General features: G+C 47.5%; 15 protein-coding genes. 11 read left to right on the forward strand and 4 right to left on the reverse strand.

Annotated features, from left to right (window positions below; all coding sequences use genetic code 11):
* Positions 1-39 precede the first annotated feature (39 nt).
* The 3 genes from PAHA3_RS23320 (at position 40) to PAHA3_RS23330 (ending at position 4,322) form a co-directional block, all read left to right on the forward strand.
* Complete coding sequence (locus tag PAHA3_RS23320; protein ID WP_062837033.1) at positions 40-1,320, forward strand: murein hydrolase activator EnvC family protein; 1,281 nt, start codon at positions 40-42, stop codon at positions 1,318-1,320.
* 136 nt (positions 1,321-1,456) lie between these two features.
* On the forward strand, positions 1,457-2,929 hold the full coding sequence (locus tag PAHA3_RS23325) for a S41 family peptidase (RefSeq protein WP_062837034.1): 1,473 nt from the start codon (positions 1,457-1,459) through the stop codon (positions 2,927-2,929).
* A 64-nt stretch (positions 2,930-2,993) separates the two neighbouring features.
* A complete protein-coding gene (locus PAHA3_RS23330; RefSeq protein ID WP_062837035.1) occupies positions 2,994-4,322 on the forward strand; it encodes a PDZ domain-containing protein in 1,329 nt (442 codons plus the stop codon).
* An 85-nt stretch (positions 4,323-4,407) separates the two neighbouring features.
* On the opposite strand, the gene PAHA3_RS23335 is transcribed toward PAHA3_RS23330, so the two are convergent.
* Both PAHA3_RS23335 and PAHA3_RS23340 read right to left on the reverse strand, forming a co-directional pair.
* On the reverse strand, positions 4,408-5,097 hold the full coding sequence (locus PAHA3_RS23335; protein ID WP_062837036.1) for a response regulator transcription factor: 690 nt from the start codon (positions 5,095-5,097) through the stop codon (positions 4,408-4,410).
* Positions 5,098-5,117: 20 nt separating this feature from the next.
* Positions 5,118-6,329: a sensor histidine kinase gene (locus PAHA3_RS23340; RefSeq protein WP_062837037.1), complete on the reverse strand. Its 1,212-nt coding sequence runs from the start codon at positions 6,327-6,329 to the stop codon at positions 5,118-5,120.
* Positions 6,330-6,539: 210 nt separating this feature from the next.
* On the opposite strand from PAHA3_RS23340, the gene PAHA3_RS23345 reads away from it, so the two are divergent.
* Genes PAHA3_RS23345 through PAHA3_RS23355 form a run of 3 tightly spaced genes read left to right on the forward strand, consistent with a single transcriptional unit; the run spans position 6,540 to position 9,855 of the window.
* Entirely contained in the window at positions 6,540-7,475 is a 936-nt protein-coding gene (locus tag PAHA3_RS23345) for an ABC transporter ATP-binding protein (RefSeq protein ID WP_062837038.1), read from the forward strand.
* Positions 7,476-7,487: 12 nt separating this feature from the next.
* Positions 7,488-8,684, forward strand: a complete 1,197-nt coding sequence (locus PAHA3_RS23350) for an ABC transporter permease (protein WP_062837039.1) — start codon at positions 7,488-7,490, stop codon at positions 8,682-8,684.
* Positions 8,677-9,855, forward strand: a complete 1,179-nt coding sequence (locus PAHA3_RS23355; RefSeq protein ID WP_062837040.1) for an ABC transporter permease — start codon at positions 8,677-8,679, stop codon at positions 9,853-9,855. Before PAHA3_RS23350 ends, PAHA3_RS23355 begins: the two co-directional genes overlap by 8 nt.
* Positions 9,856-10,004: 149 nt before the next feature.
* Here PAHA3_RS23355 and PAHA3_RS23360 read toward each other — a convergent pair whose 3' ends face one another.
* Positions 10,005-10,829, reverse strand: a complete 825-nt coding sequence (locus PAHA3_RS23360) for a flagellar motor protein MotB (protein WP_062837041.1) — start codon at positions 10,827-10,829, stop codon at positions 10,005-10,007.
* Positions 10,813-11,610 (reverse strand): flagellar motor protein, encoded by a 798-nt coding sequence (locus PAHA3_RS23365; protein ID WP_062837042.1) that lies wholly within the window; start codon positions 11,608-11,610, stop codon positions 10,813-10,815. Before PAHA3_RS23365 ends, PAHA3_RS23360 begins: the two co-directional genes overlap by 17 nt.
* A gap of 169 nt (positions 11,611-11,779) precedes the next feature.
* Between PAHA3_RS23365 and uvrB the strand changes: the two genes are divergently transcribed.
* The 5 genes from uvrB to PAHA3_RS23390 all read left to right on the forward strand — a co-directional run bounded on the left by uvrB (position 11,780) and on the right by PAHA3_RS23390 (position 21,300).
* Positions 11,780-13,771 (forward strand): excinuclease ABC subunit UvrB, encoded by a 1,992-nt coding sequence (gene uvrB, locus PAHA3_RS23370; protein ID WP_062837043.1) that lies wholly within the window; start codon positions 11,780-11,782, stop codon positions 13,769-13,771.
* 733 nt (positions 13,772-14,504) lie between these two features.
* Positions 14,505-17,363, forward strand: coding sequence for an excinuclease ABC subunit UvrA (uvrA, locus tag PAHA3_RS23375; protein WP_062837044.1), 2,859 nt, complete (start codon positions 14,505-14,507; stop codon positions 17,361-17,363).
* Positions 17,364-17,701: 338 nt separating this feature from the next.
* The gene (locus PAHA3_RS23380; RefSeq protein ID WP_062837045.1) at positions 17,702-17,914 is read left to right on the forward strand and encodes a hypothetical protein; all 213 of its coding nucleotides are present in this window, start codon (positions 17,702-17,704) and stop codon (positions 17,912-17,914) included.
* Positions 17,915-18,191: 277 nt separating this feature from the next.
* Positions 18,192-19,358 carry a S1C family serine protease gene (locus PAHA3_RS23385; RefSeq protein ID WP_235599537.1) on the forward strand — a complete coding sequence of 389 codons (1,167 nt, stop codon included), beginning with the start codon at positions 18,192-18,194 and terminating at the stop codon, positions 19,356-19,358.
* Positions 19,348-21,300 (forward strand): stalk domain-containing protein, encoded by a 1,953-nt coding sequence (locus tag PAHA3_RS23390; RefSeq protein WP_235599538.1) that lies wholly within the window; start codon positions 19,348-19,350, stop codon positions 21,298-21,300. Before PAHA3_RS23385 ends, PAHA3_RS23390 begins: the two co-directional genes overlap by 11 nt.
* Positions 21,301-21,561 lie beyond the last annotated feature (261 nt).

Genomic DNA, 21,561 nt, shown 5'->3' on the forward strand with positions numbered 1-21,561 from the left:
TTGCTTTCTTGTGAAATCATAGGATGGGGGATCATCATTTTGAAAAAAACCGCTTCGCTGCTGGCCCTAACGTTACTGGCCGGTATGACGCTTCAACCTTCTGACGGATATGCCAAGAGTAGCATCAGCGATATTGACCAGCAGATTCAGCAACTGGAGAACAAGGCAGCTACTGCCAAGCAGGAGCAGAAAAAAGCCGCTTCCAACAAAAAGGAAGCTCAGCATTACAAGAACAAAACCAATGCTTATCTGAAGGTTGTCATGGAACAGATCAATGTCGTTAGTGATGAACTCGCCAGTGTATCCTTGCAAATCGAGAACACGGAGGAAGATCTCCGTACAACCAAGAAAGACCTTCAAGCGGCAGAAGAACGTATTGTTGCAAGGGAGAAACTTTTGGAGTCACGCGTGCGTCTGATGTATACGGACGGTGCTGTATCCTATCTGGATGTATTGTTGTCCTCCACCAGCTTCACTGACTTTTTGACCCGTGCGGATTCACTCAAAACGATCGTGGATCAGGATCAGCATCTGCTGGATGAACACAAAGCGGACAAGCAACTGGTTGTGGACAAAAAGGCAGAACTGGATGTGCAATATGCAGAAGCCAAGAGCCTGTATTCACAGAAGAAACAGCGTAAGTCCCAATTGAATGAAAAAGAAGCGGAAAAGCAAGTGCTTCTAGCTTCATATGATGCTAAGATTGAAGAATCAGAAGAGCTGACACAAGAGCAGGAAGATGTATTGATGCAGATTGCCAGCAAACGTTCAGCACTTCTTCAAGAGAAAAATAAATTGCGTGAACAACAGGCAGCAGCCGCAGCCAAAGCAAAAGCCGCCGCAGCCGCTCGAGCGAAGGCAGCAGCTAAGGCTCCAACTAGAGTCAGCTCGGATAGCAGTAGTGAGCCTACCTATTCATCCGGTAATGGTATCTTCTCAAGACCGGTATCTGGAGGACGAATTTCTTCTCCATTCGGTCCCCGTACCCATCCAATTACGGGTGTAGTGGGTAAGATGCATGCTGGTGTCGATTTCGCTGTGCCTGTGGGAAGTTCTGTACACGCTGCCTCCGGCGGAATTGTAATCATGGCTGAATGGTATAGCGGTTATGGCTATACGGTTATTGTGGACCATGGTGGCGGACTATGGACGTTATATGGTCACTTGCGCGAAGGTGGATTTAAAGTCAGCAAGGGGGACACCGTGAGCAAAGGTGATACCATTGCTGAGTCAGGAAATACAGGGAACTCTACTGGACCTCACTTGCACTTTGAAGTACGAGATAATGGTACGGCAGTCAATCCAATGAACTATTTGTAATTTCCTCATCCACAGACCGAATGGAAAAAACATATTCCGTACAAGCTAGACATATACTAAGCTGGCATGTTCAGGGAATGGATTCTGGCAATCATGGAATCTGACACGCTTCAAAACTAAAGGCGGTGACAAACGGATGATGAAGAAAAGATCGGCGCTACTGCTTGTCATTGTGGGTCTGCTTGGCGGTAGTTTACTAACCCTGGTATTAATGACGTATCCGGGAATAGCAAGCCAGACCACAGCGGGCGAAGGTTTGCTGGCCAGTGTAACCGGCAATACGCAGCAGAAGAACGATTTGAAGAAGATTGAAACCGCGATGGATTTGATCTCAAGCAACTATTATAAAGATGTGGATCAGACCAAATTGATTGACGGTGCGATCAACGGCATGATGGAATCCCTTGGTGATCCGTACTCCAACTATATGGGGCAGGAAACGGCTGCTCAGTTTGAAGAGTCGATCGAAGGTTCATTTACCGGTATTGGCGCAGAGGTATCCTCACAGGATGGAAACGTGGTTGTAGTTTCCCCGATCAAAGGATCACCTGCCGAGAAAGCGGGTATTCGTGCGAAAGACATGATTATGTCGGTAAACGGAGAATCCCTGCAGGGATTGGAACTGAACAAGGCTGTTAACAAAATCAGAGGCCCTAAAGGAAGTGAAGCGAAGGTACAGGTTAAACGTGCCGGATCTTCCGAACTGATTGAATTTGTTATTGTACGGGATGACATTGATTTGGAGACCGTATATGCTCACATGGAGGACGGCGGAATTGGCGTTATTGCCATTACCCAATTCTCTCTGAATACGGGCGATCGCTTTAAAGAAGAATTGGCGAAACTTGAGAAGCAGAACATGAAAGGTCTGGTTATCGATGTTCGTAATGACCCAGGCGGTGTACTGCAAGTCGTGATTGATATTGCTGAACAGTTTGTTCCTAAAGGCAAGGTTATTGTTCAAGTCGAAGACAAGAACGGCAAAAAGGAACAAAGTAAATCCAATGGATCAGCGAAAGCTTATCCAATCACAGTCCTGATGAACAAAGGTAGCGCGAGTGCGTCGGAGATTTTGGCCGGAGCCTTGCAACAGTCAGCAGGTGCTAAGTTGATCGGTGAAAACTCCTTTGGTAAAGGAACCGTACAGACGAGTTATGACAAGCAAATGGGTGATGGCAGCTTGCTGAAGATCACTATTGCCAAATGGCTCACTCCGAACGGGGACTGGATTCATGAAAAAGGAATCAAACCGGATATTGCGGTAGACCAACCGGATTATTTCTCGGTGGCACCGATTAATAAAGAAAAGTTACCACTGAAATATGACAGCAATAGCACGGATGTGAAAAGTGCGCAGACGATGCTGAGAGGACTCGATTTCAAACCGGATCGTGTGGACGGATACTACGACCAGAAGACAGAAGAAGCGGTCAAGGCATTCCAGAAGCAAAAAGGCATTCAGGCTACAGGCCAGATTGACGAGAAAACCGCTGAATCACTGGAAGCGGCTCTGATTGAACGTATTGCCAATCCTCAATATGATGCGCAGCTGAAACGCGCGATCGAAAATGTCTCAAAGGATATTTCGTCCGCGGTGTCGAAGCCATAAAGAAGGCTGATTTTCAGCCTTCTTTTTTTCTGAACCGGCTGAAGGAGAGGGGTGACCGACCACAATGGAATGGGTATGGCCGTGGTTAACTACATTAGGGGAAGCTTTGTTACAGTTGTTTATTCAGCCGTTTTATTATATTGCGGTGATCCTGATTGCGCTGATCTATCATCGTCAGTTACTACAGGAGCGTAAATTGTTTCATGTCCGTTTGCAAAGCTCGATAACACAGACGATTCGTGCGGTGCTCGGAGGCATACTCATCGGTACCATTGTCTCAATCGTGTCCCTATTTCTCGGTGCACATTTTACGCTGGGAAGTCTCATATGCATATGGGCTGCAACGTTAGTTCTATCCTTGTTCCGTATCCGATATCTGTGCTTTGCCTACGCGGCAGGTTTGCTGGGTGTGGCGCAATTTGGTTTGAATCTGGCTTCAGGCTGGCAACCATCCGGTTGGATGGGCAGTATCACCGAGACGCTACGTACTCTGGATATGCCTGCACTGCTTGTTTTGGCGGCCCTCCTACATATGGGTGAAGCCCTGTTGGTACGTATGCAGGGAGTATCGATGGCATCACCGCTTCTCTTCGAGGGAAAACGTGGGAAACTGGTGGGTGGATATCAACTACAACAGTTCTGGGCCATTCCCCTACTGATTCTTGTTCCCGTCACAGGAGGTGGCGCGGAGCTGGCATGGAATCCACTTATGAATGCAGGACATAGTTATATGCTGGTTGCATTGCCCATCATGCTCGGATTTGGTGAGATCACGCAGAGTATGCTTCCGGGACAGAAGGTGCAGATTACATCCAAACGTTTGATGATCTATGGGACAACCTTGCTCGTGTTCAGTTTGCTTGCTGCATGGTGGTCTCCACTTATGGTGGTTGCTGCATTGATTGCATTTATTGGACATGAACTTCTGGTATGGTACAGCGCATTTGAAGAGCAAAATCGCAGTCCGGTATTTGTTCATCCGCAGCATGGGTTGAAGGTATTGGCTGTTATCCCGGAGAGTCCTGCTGCAGATTTGGGGATTGAAGCAGGAGAGACGTTGTACAAGGTGAATGGTAAGTTGGTTCATTCACCGGAAGAGTTGCATCGCGCTCTGCGGATGAACCCGGCTTTTTGCAAGCTTGAGGTGCGTAATCACCAGGGAGAAAGCAAGTTCATGCAACGAGCGATCTATGAAGGGGAGCATCATCAGCTTGGGATTATTATGGCACCAGATAATCATGAGGTATGGGCGATTCGTTTACGTCCACTGACTTTGTTCCATATTGTTAACCTCAAATTGTTTGCCCGCCTGAAAAAACCACATAGGGACGAAGCTCCACTGGCGTTACCGCCTGCCCCTGTGGTTAGTGACAAAGGGTCCATAGAGATGTAACTAAGCATATGGGATTGAATATGTTGCATAAATTAAAAAAAGGTATTTCCGAGCGCCGTCGCAGGCAGGGGAAATACCTTTTTTGTTATTTTTTTAACATAAAGATGGCGATTTGAGTCCGATCACGCAAGCTCAACTTGCCGAGAATATCCGTGACGTAGTTTTTGACCGTGCCCTCACTGAGGAACAGTTTGGCAGCAATTTCTTTATTGGATAGCCCCTCCGATATGGCCTCGGCAACCGCCAACTCCATACGTGTCAGTCCATAGGCTTCGATTGGATTCTGTGTCAGGGGAGTCGTAGCAGAACGAAGAAGTCCTGTTAGTTTGCGAGCAATATCCGGATGAATTAACATATCGCCGTTATGTACGGTCTTGATGCCTTGAATGATCCGCTCAGGCGGGACGTTTTTGAGCAAATAACCGCTTGCCCCATTCTGTAATGCCTGAATAATATACTCGTCATCGTCAAACGTAGTCAGCATGAGTACCTGGATTTCAGGAAAACGTACCTTGATAAGTTGTGTGCCTTCGACTCCGTCACATTCGGGCATCCGAATATCCATCAACACCACGTCCGCAGGTGTTCCTGCTTCAAGCAATTCCAGCGCTTCCTGTCCATTTGAGGCTGTACCTGTAACAATAATGCCAGAGTCAAGTCCTAGCAACACTTTAAGGCTCTCACGAATGAAGTAATCATCGTCCACGAGAATCAGTTGAATAAGTGGAGGGTGTGCTGCATCACTCTTTTGGTTCACATCATTCCAATCGGACATGAGAACATTCACTTCCTTTTTCAGAGTATATCAACTTTGTTCGTTATTGGAATGCGTGTAATCACCGTATACGGATAAGCTGATTGAATCTCAAGAGTCCCTCCTACCATTTGTGTGCGTAGACGCATGCCTTCCTGTCCTATGCCATTTCCCTTAGTCGAATGAGGATTGATATTGCCATCATTACTTACGCTCATACATACTTTCTGATCCCCGAATACCAACTCCACTGAGATTGAAGAGGCATTTCCATGCCGCAGTGCATTCGTTACGGCTTCTTTTACATTTTTGTACAAAACGATTTGTATGCTGGGATACAGCACATGGGATGGGCCATGAACTTCATAATGTGTCTTCACACCAGTATCTCTGCCCACTTCCTCAAGGAGGCGATCCAGTGCGTAGGCATTGGATACATAGGAATCCGGCTGCAGTTTGTGCAGTGTGCTGCGCATATCATCCATACTGGTGGCCAATTGATCACGAATCTGTCTCACCATTTCTGTTCCCTTTTCCTGATCTCGGGGGAGGGTCAGCAGGGCGGCTTCCGACATCATTTTGGTGCGAATCAGTCGATGGCCGATATCGTCATGAAGCTGTCTTGAAATACGGGTACGTTCCTCTGCCTGAGCCGCTCCTTCAAGTTGCTTTGTAAATAACAGCAGTTGCGCACGCGCTTCTTGTAGCTCGTAATGTTTGCTGCGAAGCTCGTCATAGACTTGTTCCAGTTGTCCGCGGCTGCTCGCCGTTCTTGATCCCTGCCAGGACAGAGCCGCTGTGATGAGCAGAAACAGGTTGCCAAGAACCATCGCGGTTGTCTTTGCGGAGAATAGAGCAGTGGCGTTTGTATACAGTGTAGTTAACCCTGGCTGCAATGTATGTGGGTCAGAATAATACCAATGCAATGCAATATTGCTTACCACAAGCTGACTTCCAAACATCAGCCACCGCCGACTTCCCTCCAGTCTGTACATATACACGTAAAGCACGGATAGAGAAAGGAATAACATGAATGGTCCATACGAAGCAATCAGCCAACAGCTCCAGAGTATTTCGGCCAGAAGCAACAGCCACTGCTGTGCACTTGAACGGGTGAAATCTTTCCACACGGAGAGCCCAAGCGCGATGATGATATACAGGGTGTAGACGGCTTCGTTTTCCAAGGGTAGCATCAACAGGTACAGCACTGCTGGAACGATAATTAATCCGTATTGCAGAAACCGCATCGGCATATGGTTGTGACATCCTTTATATAAAAGTGAAGTAGAAAATCTCTCAGTAATGCGCCCTTGATTATACCATAAGCAGCATTCGAATCAGGAGATGACTTAAGTCACCTTCGATTCATGACTTTTCGTACCTTCGCTACAGATTACGATCCGTTACAATAAAATTATGAAATCCAGCGGCGAAAGCCGAAACGGAAAAGGGGCGTAAAAGGGATGGGTATACTTGAAGTGGATCATGTTGTAAAACGATACGGCAGCAGGCTGTCAGTCGATCATTTGAACCTTAATGTTGGCAAAGGCGAAATTTTTGGATTGCTCGGTCCCAATGGAGCAGGGAAAAGTACCACCATCAGTATGATTGCAGGGCTCCTGAATATGGATCAGGGTGAAATCAGATTAGACGGGATATCGGTCAAGGAGCGACCGCTTGAAGTAAAGCGGAAGATCGGACTGGTTCCGCAGGATCTGGCTTTATACGAAACCATGTCTGCTGCGGAGAATGTGACTTTTTTTGCCCGACTGTATGGACTGCGTGGAAAATTGCTTAAGGAGAGGGTACAGGAATCCCTTGAATTTGTAGGGTTACAGGATAAAGCAAAGGATGCTCCCGCAACCTTCTCCGGCGGTATGAAACGCAGGTTAAACATCGCATGTGCGATTACACATCGCCCGGATCTGATTATTATGGATGAACCGACAGTTGGTATTGATCCACAATCTCGGAATCATATCCTTGAATCGGTACGCACACTCAATAAGATGGGTTCAACGATCATATATACAAGTCATTACATGGAGGAAGTTGCTGCGATTAGTCACCGGGTTGCAATTATGGATCAGGGACGAATCATTGCCTGTGGGACTGAAGCAGAGCTGAGAGAACGGGTAGCATCGGAGGAAAAAGTAGTGCTCTCCACTTCCGGTATCGGTCCCGACGTCGTGGAAGAACTGAAACTTCACCCTCGCGTGCGGATGGTAGACGTTTCAGAGAATACACTGACCATTACGCTGCCTTCGGCACAGCAGGATCTCCAGGATCTGCTCTTCATTTGCAGCAAACATGAAATATCCATTCAGTCGCTCAAGGTGGAAGAGCCGGATCTGGAAACATTGTTCCTCAATCTGACCGGGCGTACGCTTCGGGATTAGGGGGAGCGAGAGATGAATATATGGCATATTTGCATCTTTGAATTGAGACGTATTCTTAAGATTCGATCTGTAGTGTTGAACCTGTTCATTCTGCCGTTGTTATTGATTTTCATATTGGGCACGGCGCTTTCCAGTACGATGGGTACGGCGGATGATGTTATTCCGGATACTGTACGTGTGGGAATCATCCATTTGAATACCGATTCAGGCGTCGGATTAGGTACGCTTAATCAAGCGCTGGATACATTTATGAATTCCCCAGCGGTAGCGGAGATGGTTAAGGTACAGAACTTTACGACAGAAGAAGAGGCTGTCCATTCGCTGCGTACCGGCAAGTTGGACTTTGTCGTAATGATTCCTTTGGATTTTGAGCAGAACATGATGATGGGGAAAGAGGCCCGGTTACAGTGGATTCGAGGAAAGGACAACACACTTAATACGTTGGGTGAAACGTTGTTCACACGTTTTACGGATGAATTGAACCGACAGATGGCGATCACCAAAGTCCTCGGTCCGGAAGTGATTGCTGCCATGGCCGCTTATTCGGAGTCTGGTGCGGCCAATTCCACCTCCATTGCTGTCATTAATCCCGGTAAGACAGGTACGGCGTATAGTGCCTCCCAATACTATGCAGCATCTATGCTGGCAATGTTCATGTTGTACTCAGGCATGACAACCAGCACCAGCCTTTTTGGAGAGCGTGATAACAAAACGTTAATCCGCCTTCAGGCTGCACCTATAGGTAATGGAGTTATTTTCGCTGGCAAAATTGCAGGAAATAGTCTGCTCGCTTTCTTGCAAGCAACGACGATTATCCTTATGACATATTGGCTCTACGGTGTGGATTGGGGAACGCATCCTTGGTATATCGTGCTGACTTGTGTGTTCATCACATTGGCATCCATGACGCTTGGCGTGATCGTGGCATTGGTATGCAAAAGCACAGCTTCGGCTAGTGCATCCATACAAGGTATCATCGTTATCATGACATTCATCAGCGGTGGATTCATGCCCATTCCGATTGATTTTGTACAACGGATTAGCGGATTTACGGTTAACCACTGGGCGCTCCAGAGTTTTCTGAGAATGATGCTGGATGCACCTGTAGGAGAGATTGTGTACAGCATTCTAATGTTAGGTGTGGTATGCGCTATATTGCTGTTCATCTCTGGATTGATCTATAGAAAGGCAGGATACCGATATGAATAGTCTACACATCGCCTGGTTGATGATCAGACGCACACTTGGCCGTAAAATGGGCTTCATTACGTTTCTGCTTCTGCCTTGCCTGGTGGTTACGGGAGCGGTTGCCCTTTTTGGGAGTGAGCAGAGTACACGGACGGTCATTCCCTATGTCAACGAGGATACAGGGGTAGCGGGGACATGGATGATTAACGAGCTTGCTGGCAAAGAAGAGTATCTGCTTAAGCCAATGAACAATGAAGCAGAAGTGAAGGAAGCTATTGCTCAGCAAAAAGGAAGTTCTGGCATCATCATTCCGGCACGTTATACGGAGGAACTGTTTCAGGGTAAGGCCACCGAAATTAAACTGGTGGAAATGCGTATAAGTGAAGATTCCTATACACTACGAGCAGCAGTTGAAGATTTGACGAACGGATTGCAACAATCTGCTTCAGCTGTTACGTTGGCTGCGAGTCGTGTCTCAAGTGAGGATGACATAGTGGAGAAGATACAGAAGCCGTTTGAAATGTTATTACAGGAAACAGGAAAGCATCAGGTGGCTGGTGAAGTCACGGATCTGCAGATCTATCCCAAGCCAGGCCTGAGCAATGTGACTGGGTTTACAATCATGTTTATGATGGGCCTGCTGACCAGCGCAGTTGCTGTGATTATGGAAGATCGCAGGAAACGCACGATGGCCAGAGTATATACGGCGCCCGTTCGTGCATATGAGATTGCGCTTGGCAATTTCCTGGGCAGCTTTGTCATTGGTATGATTCAGATTGTTCTGGTTTTGGGAGTCAGCAGGTGGTTGCTGCATTATGATGCGGGTATCCCTTTTGGAATTCATTTCATGATCTTGGCGGCATTCATGCTGGTCTCCATGGGGATTGCGAGCACTGTTGCAGGATTAATCCGTAATCCCAAAAATGCCAACATGTTGAATTCACTTGTCATTATGCCAACCTGCATGATAGGCGGTTGTTTCTGGCCGATCTCGTTGATGCCTGACTATATGCAGAAGCTCGCCAACTTTGTTCCACAGAAGTGGACGATTCAGGCAGTGGAAACGATCTCCGCTGGCGGTACGTTATCGGATATTACAATGCCACTATTAATATTGTTCGGCATGGCTGCCATTTTGTTGACGGTTGGTTCTGCGATTCTGCGCCCCAGTCAGCCAGGTGTGGATGCATAACTTCATAACTTGAATATGAGATTTGGGATCTGACTTCACACGATATAGGTTACAAAAAAAGCACGTTCTGCCTGAATATAATTCAGCCAGAGCGTGCTCTTTATGTTTAGAATGAAGAATGTAATGATGCATTATGGAAATGTTGAAGATTAAGGTTGGAGTTGACGCAAGACAGTAATTTCCACACGACGGTTCTTTTGTCTGCCAGCCGCTGTAGTGTTGTCACCCGTTGGGCGAGTATCCGCATATCCGGCGTATTGGAAGCCGTCAGGGTTGAGCTTCTCTGTATCCAGAAAGAATCGTAATACAGATAGTGCGCGTTCTCCCGAAAGCTGCCAGTTATCGGTATAGGCGGAGTTTGCCCCCACAGGAACATTATCGGTGTGACCCTCAATACTGACAACGGTGTTCAGATCACGGAACAGGCTGGCAAGCTTACTGAGCGTTGGTGCTGCCCCATCCTTTAGAGCGGCCTGTCCCTGGTCAAAAAGGAAACGGTCACTTAGGGTAATGGAGAGGCCCTGTGGCTTGTCCGCAACAAAAATTTGATTTTCCAGTTTATTATCCTCGATATATTGGGTAATCACATTGAACAGATTTTGTAGTTCCTGTTCCTGTGATCTGAATTGCTCTTCACGCTCTGTGAGAGGCTTGTCGTCATCTTCTGGCGTAGCAGTCCCGGAATCGGAAGGCGTTCCTTCACCCTGAACCTCGGATGGTGGGGTCTCTGTAATCGTCTGTCCGGGTTTCTCACCGAGTCCTTCACCAAGCTCAAGTACAGAGTCGGACGCGTTGAATGTATTTTGTAAGGATTGAGTAACGACATCATATTTACCGGAATCCAGATTGCTCATGGCGTACATGATGACAAAAAATATTAAAAGCAGGGTGATGAGATCGGCATAAGTAATCATCCAGCGATCCCGATGATCGACATTTTCACGTTTTCCGCGCCGTTTACTGCGCCGACTCATCCAATCCCTCCTTTGCTAGGGGACGTATGTGCTGACGATGCGTGAGGGTGAAGGACTCCAGTCTTTTGCGTACAAGCTGGGGATTCTCACCGTTCTGAATGGCAAGTACACCTTCGAGAAGCATTTCCATGGTCTGCACTTCGTCTGCACCTCTGGATTTGATCTTGGAGGCAATGGGCAAAAAGATAAGATTGGCACTGGCGACCCCATACAGGGTTGCGGTAAAGGCAACAGCAATGGCAGGTCCGAGTCCTGTGGGATCGGTCAAACTGCCAAGGACCTGAATAAGTCCCATCACAGTTCCGATGATGCCCATGGTTGGGGCATAACCACCAGCGGATTCAAATATTTTGGCATATCCCTCATGTTTTTGTTCAATGGAGTCAATTTCCATCTCCAGGATCTGGCGAACCACATCCTGATCCGTACCATCGACAACCATCTGAATACCATCTTGCAAAAATGGATGCGGATGATCCATAACCTTGCGTTCCAATGCAAGTACACCTGAGCGGCGCGCGATTGAAGACATCTCGACCAGCTCTTCAACCCACAAGCCTGATTCATTATTGTTGCGTCCAAAAGCCATACGCAAGGCAGCTGGAATTGTACGAAGGCGATGCGCTGGGAAACTGGCAACCACAGCAGCAATCGTTCCACCGAATACAATTAAAGCAGCCGTTTTTTGCAGGAGACCGGACAATTGACCGCCTTCCCACAAAAAACCGCTAATGACTGCGGCAATTCCGGCAATAATACCGATAAGTGTCGCAATATCCATAAATTAACCCACTCCTATCTTCATTTCACGTTTGCATCACTAAAACGAACGAGGTATAATTAAACGGGAACAAATATTCCTATTACTATAAGTTTTCCCATATGAAAATTCGGGGAACTTCGACAATATATAGTGACTATTATTTTAGACGATAGGGTGAGATACGGCAATGAGCGATATTATAATGAGCGACAAAACGTTCGAGATCGAGTCAGAGTTTTCTCCCCAAGGTGATCAGCCTGCAGCCATTAAAGAACTGGTGAAGGGTGTTCAGGAGGGGAAAAGGTATCAGACACTGCTGGGTGCAACTGGTACCGGTAAGACATTTACGATTGCCCAGACCATTGCCCAGCTGCAACGTCCGACGCTGATTATTGCACACAACAAGACGTTGGCAGCGCAGCTTGCAAGTGAGTTCAAAGATTTTTTCCCTAATAACATGGTTGAGTATTTCGTCAGTTATTACGATTACTTTCAGCCAGAAGCATATATTCCATCTTCCGATACGTATATCGAGAAGGATTCAAGTATTAATGAAGAGATCGACAAACTGCGGCATGCAGCGACAAGTTCATTGTTTGAGCGCAGGGATGTCATTATTGTAGCGAGTGTGTCCTGTATTTATGGTTTGGGTTCACCTCACTCATATTCCAGCATGTTGCTGTCACTTCGGGTAGGTATGGAGAAACCGCGCAATCAGATTTTGTCCCGACTGGTAGAGATTCAGTATCAACGGAACGATATTAACTTTGTGCGGGGAACATTCCGTGTCCGTGGGGATGTAGTTGAGATTTTCCCTGCCTCTAAGGGCGAACATGCGATTCGGGTTGAATTGTTCGGTGATGAGATCGAGAAAATTACGGAGATTGACGTGTTAACAGGTGAACTGATTGGCGAACGTGAACATATTGCCATCTTCCCGGCGTCTCACTTTGTAACGCAAGAAGAGACGATGAAGGTTGCGCTGGTGAACATTGAGCGTGAACTGGAAGAGCGTCTTGAAGTGTTGCGTGAACAAGGGAAATTGCTGGAGGCTCAGCGACTGGAGCAGCGCACACGGTACGATATCGAGATGATGAAGGAAGTCGGATTCTGTTCAGGGATTGAGAACTATTCGGGTCCGCTGACTTTCCGAGAACGTGGCGATACGCCTTACACACTGATGGATTACTTCCCGGATGACATGTTGATCGTGGTCGATGAGTCCCATGTGACTCTGCCACAGATCCGTGCGATGTACAATGGTGACCAAGCGCGGAAGACGGTACTGGTCGATCATGGTTTCCGTCTGCCGTCAGCGCTGGATAATCGTCCACTCAAATTCGACGAGTTCGAAGGCAAGATGGATCAGATTATCTATGTATCTGCCACACCAGGTCCTTATGAGATTGAGCATACGGATACGATGGTGCAACAGATTATTCGTCCAACCGGACTACTTGATCCAATTATCGAACTGCGTCCAACGAAGGGACAGATTGATGACTTGATCGGTGAGATTAACGATCGGATTGCCAAAGACGAACGTGTGTTGATTACAACATTAACGAAGAAAATGTCCGAGGACCTGACGGATTATCTCAAGGAGATTGGAATCAAGGTACGCTACCTGCACTCCGAGATCAAAACGTTGGAACGGATGGCGATTTTACGTGATCTAAGGCTGGGCGTTTTCCATGTTCTAATCGGGATTAACTTGCTCCGGGAAGGTTTGGATCTGCCGGAAGTATCCCTGGTAGCGATATTGGATGCCGATAAAGAAGGATTCCTGCGTTCCGAACGCTCACTGATCCAAACGATTGGTCGTGCCGCGCGGAACAGCGAGGGGCGCGTTATTCTGTACGGTGACAAAGTGACCGATTCGATGGACAAGGCGATTAAGGAAACCGAACGTCGTCGTGCGATTCAGATCGAGTACAACGAGAAACATGGCATTACACCACAGACAATCCGCAAAAAAGTGCGTGATGTGATTGAAGCAACCAAAGTTGCTGAATCCAAGAAAGACTATCTCACAGGCGCTGCCGAGAAGATGTCGAAGAAAGATCGCCAGGCGCTTATCCAGCGTCTGGAGGTAGAGATGAAAGATGCAGCCAAAAACCTGCAGTTTGAGCGTGCTGCCGAGCTTCGCGATGCGTTGCTGGAACTTCGCGCTGAATAAGATATTGCTCATTCATATGCTCCATAAATGAGAGAACTGTAACAAGAGAACGGCCAATTGGCCGTTCTCTTGTTGAGTAAGGAAATCATCTATATCTACCGATAATAAGAGATGTTGAAATCTTGAAATCAGGTCTATACTGATAGAAAAGTTGAAATTGGTTAAAAGGTTTATAGGAAAGCATTTGGGAGTCGTGTCCCCCCTGAGGGTCGAGAGCGCCTCGGTGTCGACATTGGAGCCGAGCCAAAGGCAATGGCGACTTGTCGCGAACGTGGCGAAGCTGAGAGCACCCCGGTGTTGACCTCGGAGCCGAGCCGAAGGCAATGGCGACCTGGCACGATCAAGGCGAAGCCGAGAGCGCCCCGGTGTTGACCTTGGAGCCGAGCCGAAGGCAATGGCGACCCTGCCGCGAACGTGGCGAAGCCGAGAGCGTTCCGGTGTTGACCTTGGAGCCGAGCCGAAGGCAATGGCGACTTGTCGCGACCAAGGCGAAGCTGAGGGCGTCCCCTCGCAGTAGAGCGGCCGTATAAGGTTCCGGCAATTGGCCGGAACCTTATACGGAGCCGCGGGCACACGACCACCCTTCACATAGCAAGACCCGACCTCTCACCATTGCACCGCTTGTTTCGGGTGTCCAGAGGGCTGCGCCCTCTGGGGCCCTCCCTTGGAAGGGAGGGTTTGGGAGGGATCGAAAGGTAAGGTTTGGATTAACACACTGAGAGGATGAATACTATTGGCGAGCGATAACATTGTCATTAAAGGCGCACGAGCGCATAACCTGAAGAATATCGATATTACCATCCCGCGTGATCGCTTTGTTGTATTGACCGGTCTGAGTGGATCAGGCAAGTCCTCGCTGGCTTTTGACACGATCTATGCTGAAGGACAGCGACGTTATGTAGAATCATTGTCAGCCTATGCACGGCAGTTTCTGGGACAGATGGAGAAACCGGACGTTGATTCCATCGAAGGATTGTCCCCTGCCATTTCAATAGATCAGAAAACAACAAGCCGTAACCCACGTTCCACAGTAGGAACCGTGACCGAAATTTATGATTATCTGCGTCTGTTATTTGCACGTGTAGGTCATCCGCATTGTCCAGACCATGGTGTGGAGATCAGTTCCCAGACCGTAGAACAAATGGTTGACCGCATTATGCAATATCCAGAGCGTACCCGGTTGCAGATTTTGGCACCTATTATCTCGGGCCGTAAGGGCGAGCACAAAAGTGTATTTGCCGATGTGTCCAAGCAGGGCTTCGTCCGTGTACGGGTGAACGGGGAACTGCGTGACTTGTCAGAAGATATCCAATTGGAGAAAAACAAAAAGCATACGATTGAAGTCGTTGTTGACCGGATCGTCGTTAAGGATGATGTACAGGCGCGTCTGGCCGACTCTATTGAAACAGCACTTAATTTGTCCGGTGGACAACTACTTGTGGACATTATGGGCGAAGAAGAGCTGCGCTTCAGTTCCAACTTTGCCTGCCCGGTGTGCGGATTCAGTATTGAAGAGCTTGCACCACGGATGTTCTCATTTAACAGTCCTTTCGGGGCTTGCCCGGATTGTGATGGATTGGGTGTCAAAATGATCGTTGACCCTGACCTGCTCGTACCGGATCGCAGCAAGACGATTGAAGACGGTGCTTTCGATGCTTGGACTGGTGGAACATCGACCTATTATCCGCAGTTCCTCAAGTCAGTATGTGAGCACTTCAACATTCCGCAGAATGTGCCTGTCGAAGACCTGCCGGCTGAACAGATGAACAAGTTGTTACAGGGTACAGGTACGGAGAAAATCCGTTTCCGGTATGAAAATGATTTTGGACAACGCAAGGAAGCACTGGTTACCTTTGAAGGTATCGTAAATAATCTGGAGCGTCGTTACCGTGATACGGCATCTGAAGGTATCCGCGAATTCATTGAAGGTTACATGAGTGCTAAGCCTTGTGGTACGTGTAAAGGTCAGCGTCTGAAACGGGAAAGTCTCGCGGTTACGATTAATGATCATAACATGGCGTATGTGACTAGTTTGTCCATTGGTGAAGCTGGCCGATTCTTCGATACATTGGAATTGACGGAGAAAGAGCAGACGATTGCCAAGCTTATTTTGAAAGAGATTAACAGCCGTCTCGGCTTCCTGGTGAACGTAGGTCTGGATTACCTTACACTGAGTCGTGCTGCCGGAACATTGTCCGGTGGAGAAGCGCAGCGGATTAGACTTGCTACACAGATTGGTTCCAGCCTGATGGGTGTACTCTACATTCTCGATGAGCCAAGTATTGGTTTGCATCAACGGGATAATGACCGTCTGATTTCAACGCTTGCGCATATGCGGGATATTGGTAACACGTTGATTGTGGTTGAACATGATGAGGACACGATGATGGCTGCCGACTATATCATTGATATTGGCCCTGGTGCAGGTATCCACGGTGGTACCATTATGTCACAGGGTACACCAGAAGAGATCATGAATGATGAGAACTCCTTAACCGGTCAATATCTGAGTGGGCGCAAATTCATTCCTATTCGTACAGAACGTAGAAGTGTAGGAGACCGTTGGTTGGAAGTGCGCGGAGCTAAAGAAAATAACCTGAAGAATCTGAATGTGAAAATTCCAGTGGGTGTGTTTACTGCGGTAACAGGTGTGTCCGGTTCAGGTAAATCTACATTGATCAATGAGATCCTGTACAAAACGCTGGCACGTGATCTGAACCGTGCTCGGGTACGTCCGGGTCAGCATAAAGAGATTCGTGGACTGGAGCATATCGATAAAGTTATCGATATTGACCAGTCGCCAATCGGGCGGACACCTCGTTCCAACCCGGCTACGTACACAGGTGTCTTTGATGATATCCGTGATTTGTTTGCTCAGACGAACGAAGCCAAAGTACGTGGATATAAGAAAGGTCGGTTCAGCTTCAATATTAAAGGCGGACGTTGTGAAGCCTGCCGTGGAGACGGCATTATCAAGATCGAGATGCACTTCTTGCCGGACGTCTATGTCCCTTGTGAAGTCTGCAAAGGCAAACGATACAACCGGGAAACGCTTGAAGTGAAATACAAAAACAGAAACATTTCCGATGTGCTGGAAATGACGGTTGAAGATGCAACCCAATTCTTCGAGAACATCCCGAAGATCCATCGCAAAATGCAGACTCTGATGGATGTGGGCCTGGGTTATATCAATCTGGGACAACCTGCAACCACATTGTCTGGTGGTGAAGCCCAGCGGGTGAAACTTGCTTCCGAGCTGTATCGCCGCAGTACAGGGAAAACCATCTACATCCTCGATGAGCCGACAACCGGTTTGCATGTCGATGATATCGACCGTTTGCTTAACGTATTGCACCGTCTGGTTGATTCTGGGGAATCGGTACTAGTGATCGAGCATAACCTGGATGTGATCAAAACGGCAGACTATGTTGTCGATCTGGGACCAGAAGGCGGTAGCGGTGGAGGAACCATTGTTGCAACTGGAACACCTGAGGATATCATTAAAGTGGAAGCTTCCTATACGGGCAAGTACTTGAAGCCAGTTCTGGAGCGGGATACCGAGCGGAGTAAGGCGCTGCAATTGGTGGACTAACTCCTTGTAGTCAGAGATTATTGAACAATTAACGATAGTGAATAGGCCCTTCTTTTCGAGAAGTGTGAGACATTGGATTAGGATCTGATGTGTTCTGCTTCCGACAAGAAGGGTTTTATTTTGTGGGATATGTAGAGCCTCCCTCAGACTTATAATGTTTTCGTGAAAGTGTTTACATATGCATTGCGACGAGCATTGCAGGAATATTCGACCAAATTGGATTTTTTTCATTTTTATGGATGATAGGGCTTGCATTACAAGCAGGGTACAGATAACATAGAGGAAGATATTAGGGTATGCGTTAGCTGTTCAACTATGGTGAGGAGGTCTGTCTATCCATGCTGTTTGCAGAAGCTGCCACGGCGAGTACATCGAATTTTAATGCATTTGATATTTTTGTCATCTTATTTACGATCCTGATTTTCATTGGAGTCGTTCGCCTACTTCGGGCACCGAAGAAGAATCTGTTTGCGATCGGATTTGCAATAGTCAGCCTATTGGTATTTCTGATGACAGACTATGCGATGATAACCGGTTGGTTTGCTCAGTAGGAATGCTGCTGAAGTGAATGGAATTTAAGACAATAGAGTTACAGACGGACACTTTCCAGAGAGACATGGAGGGTGTTTTTTTCATTTAGTTTGAAGGATTGAAAAGGATTCTATCTTATCTACCAAAATCGGGACTTAAAACAATTGTATATCCAGATTCTGTATGATACATTGAGGGATACCGGAATTGCAGATGAGAGAAAGAGAGAATAGATTCAGCGATGAATCCGATGTCGAGTCGCGCAAGAAGGATGTATAGAGAGGGTCAGGTGAGAATATGAGCGTGTTGGGTAAAAAGGGGATAGCCATACTGATGGCTGCTGTACTCTCAATTAGTGTGGCGGCAACGGTTGGTGCGGCTGAATCCAAAAAGGCAATGCAAGCTAAAGTGGTAGATGGTCAAGTCTATGTGAACACGAAGGATCTGGTCAAAGCATTTGGTGGAAGTGGACAATATGATGCCAAATCCGGAACGTACACCTACAAGGGAAATGAAGCCATTCCCAAAGTGATTGAAAAAGTTTCTCCTTCGGTCGTAGGCATTATTGGGAAATCTACTGAAGTGCAGGACGGTGCAACATCAGACGACCGTTATAATCTTGCACATGGTACAGGGGTCATTATTCGTTCCAACGGATGGATCGTGACGAATGCTCACGTGGTTGATGGATTAGTGAATCCGGTGGTCGTAACGACGGATGGCAATACATACAAAATTACGAAAACATACAGTGATGCACTAAGTGATCTGGCGCTAATCAAAATCAATGCCAAATCACTTAAACCGGCGAGCTTCGCCAAAGCTTCACAAACCTCTGTTGGTGAGACGGTGATCGCCCTAGGTACGCCAATTTCCTTTTCTTTGCGCAACTCGGCAACGGTCGGGGTAATTAGCGGCTTGAATCGTGGTGTTGAGGCAACCTATCGGTTGATTCAGACTGACACGGCCATCAACCCAGGAAATAGCGGAGGACCGCTGGTCAACCTGAAGGGTGAAGTGGTCGGTATTAATTCCATGAAATTCTCTGCGGTCGGCGTAGAAAGCTTGGGATTTTCGATTCCGGTGGATACCGTTCAATATATCATCGATCAGTTTTTTAAATATGGCAAAATAAAACGTGCGAGTCTGGGTCTACAGCTGGAAGAAAGCTGGTCTGCTATTGTGGGATTGCCTACAGATGATCCATTAACGATTACGGGCGTACTGTCTCCTGAAGCGAAGAAGGCCAAAATCAAAGAGGGCGATGTCATCTATAGTGTGGCAGGCACACGTGTGTCCTCTGTCGTGGATATCAATGAGTTGCTCAAAAAGTATCTGCCTGGGCAAAAGGTAAAGCTCTTGATGCAAACGGATGGTGATATCGTCACCCGTACGTTAGTGCTTGCTGATCGTGCGGACATCCAGGACGAGGAAGATGAAGCGTTCCTTGCAGATGAAGAATAATATAGCCCGGCAATCAACCCGGATGGAGAGAGGACGAAAGAACGGAATGAAAAAGTCATGGATACGTGTGCTGAGCACAGGTGTATTAACCGGGATGCTGACCATTGGTGCGGCACTGCCTGTATGGGCATCTGATCTGACGACGAGTGAACTTCGTGTCAAAGCAGGTAGCACGAGCGCCTACATTAACGGCGATAAGCAGGCCATAGCCAAACCGTACAAGGTCAAGGGTGTAACGATGGTGCCTGTCGGTGTATTCAAGAAAGCATTTGGCAGCGAAATCCGGTTGGAGAAAAATGATGTCGTCAAAATCAAGGAAGGTCCGCACACGGTGACTCTAACGATTGGCAGTTCGATTGCTTGGGTGGATGGTGTGAAACATGAGATGGGTGCCGCTCCCAAGATGGTGAATGACGTACTCATGGTCCCACTTCGTGCGGTTGCTGCGGGTATCGGAGCGACGCTTGCTCCAAACAGTTCGGGAGAAATGGTGATTCGTCTGTTGCAAACCGATGATTCGGTGGACGATGAGGACGGCACCCCTCTGGACGAAGGCAAAACCAGAATCGGTAACAGCTTTTACGGGTGGTCCATTAATTATCCGGCAGATCTCATGGTCTTCCAGACTGGTGAGCAGGAGCGCATGATGACTTTCGGCGCTGCGGACAACAGTTATTATCTTGAAGTGTATGTCAGTGACCAGGATGTGGCGCTGGATTCGGATGATTTGTTGCAGCAACTCGTTCAGGAGGCCAAGCAATCGGGAGATACGGTGCTAGATCGTGAAGCGGTGTCGAAAGGCAAGACGCCTTATGCACGGATTATTGTGAAAGATGTAGACGGCATGTTGTGGGAGATGCGCCAGTATCTGAGTGAAGGCCGTCAATATGATGTGTACCTCGCGGATTACGAAGCCCTGAATTATAAAGATCTGGGCAAACGTGCGGCACTGCTCAATTCATTTCAGCCAACCTATGCAGAGTCAGATCGAACGATCAAGGATCTGTCCACCGTAGATAATGGCATGCGCTCCGCGTGGAACGATGACTATGGTATTGAATTGAAGATTCCTGCAGGTTGGTCAATGGACAACAATCAGATGATCTACGAGGCCAAGGATGGTGCATATCTGCAATGGCGTGTCACTTCGGCGAAGGCAGGTACAACGGTAAAAGATTGGAGCGGCCAACTGGATAAGTGGATGCGCGAGACATTTACACCAGAGAGTTACGAGCCGATTGGCTCATATACGATGGATATCTCGGGAGAGACTGCCGAGGTGAATGAATTCCGTTATAACTTTGGCGGGGGTTGGCAGACCGAGTTCGATGTTCTTTTGCAGAAGAATGGGTATCGATATTATGCAGAGTATACGTTCCCTGAGGAGCAGGTTGCGGACCGGGCATGGTTTGAACGGATTATGAAGAGTGTGGAGATTGATTTTGATACGATTGCCGATAATTTCGGTCAGCTGGATGAAGATCCTTATTTGACAGACAAAACGAAGACACTTACACGTACGTCCAAACGTTATCATTACAGTGTGGATATTCCGCGGTACTGGACGCCATACAGTGATCGATTCGAATATTCACCTGTGGTGTACACCTTCACCGGCGGAGAATTCTCCATTGCGGCGAGCGAAGACAAGTCGATCGAAATGACGGTAAGTCAACTGAGAGAAGCTTATGCGGAAGCGACCAAAACCCGTAAGAACTTCAAGTTGCTTGGCAGTGAGGAGCTGACGTTTGCGGGTGTGCCTGCATTTTCCTTTACGTATCATGAGTTGGACAAGGGAGTGCCATATGCGGGTCGCCAGATCGTGTTTGAAAAGGACGGAACAACCTATACGATCACAAGTGGTCTGAATGATGCCAACAAGACAGAAGTCCAGGCAGCCGCCTTGGAAAAAGCAGTGAACTCATTTACTTTTATTAAATAATTGTAGTGGAGCCGGAGGGTCAAGAGACCTTTCGGCTTATTTGTTTTCTGTATAAGATAAATTAAAATATTTACACTGGTACTGCAATCGGAGTGTCTAGTGTAAATCTTAATGAAAATGGTAAACGGTTTTTTCAGGAAAGCGTAGAAGAGTCGGTGCAGAAGTGGTACACTATACTAGTTCAGGAGTTATGACTGCTGATCTGATGAATATGGATGACTGTAAGCTTGGAGTTCAGGCAATACAGACATAATGTATAGA

The sequence above is a fragment of the Paenibacillus amylolyticus genome (assembly GCF_001570725.1).
In the GTDB taxonomy this organism is placed as follows: Bacteria; Bacillota; Bacilli; order Paenibacillales; family Paenibacillaceae; genus Paenibacillus; species Paenibacillus amylolyticus_A.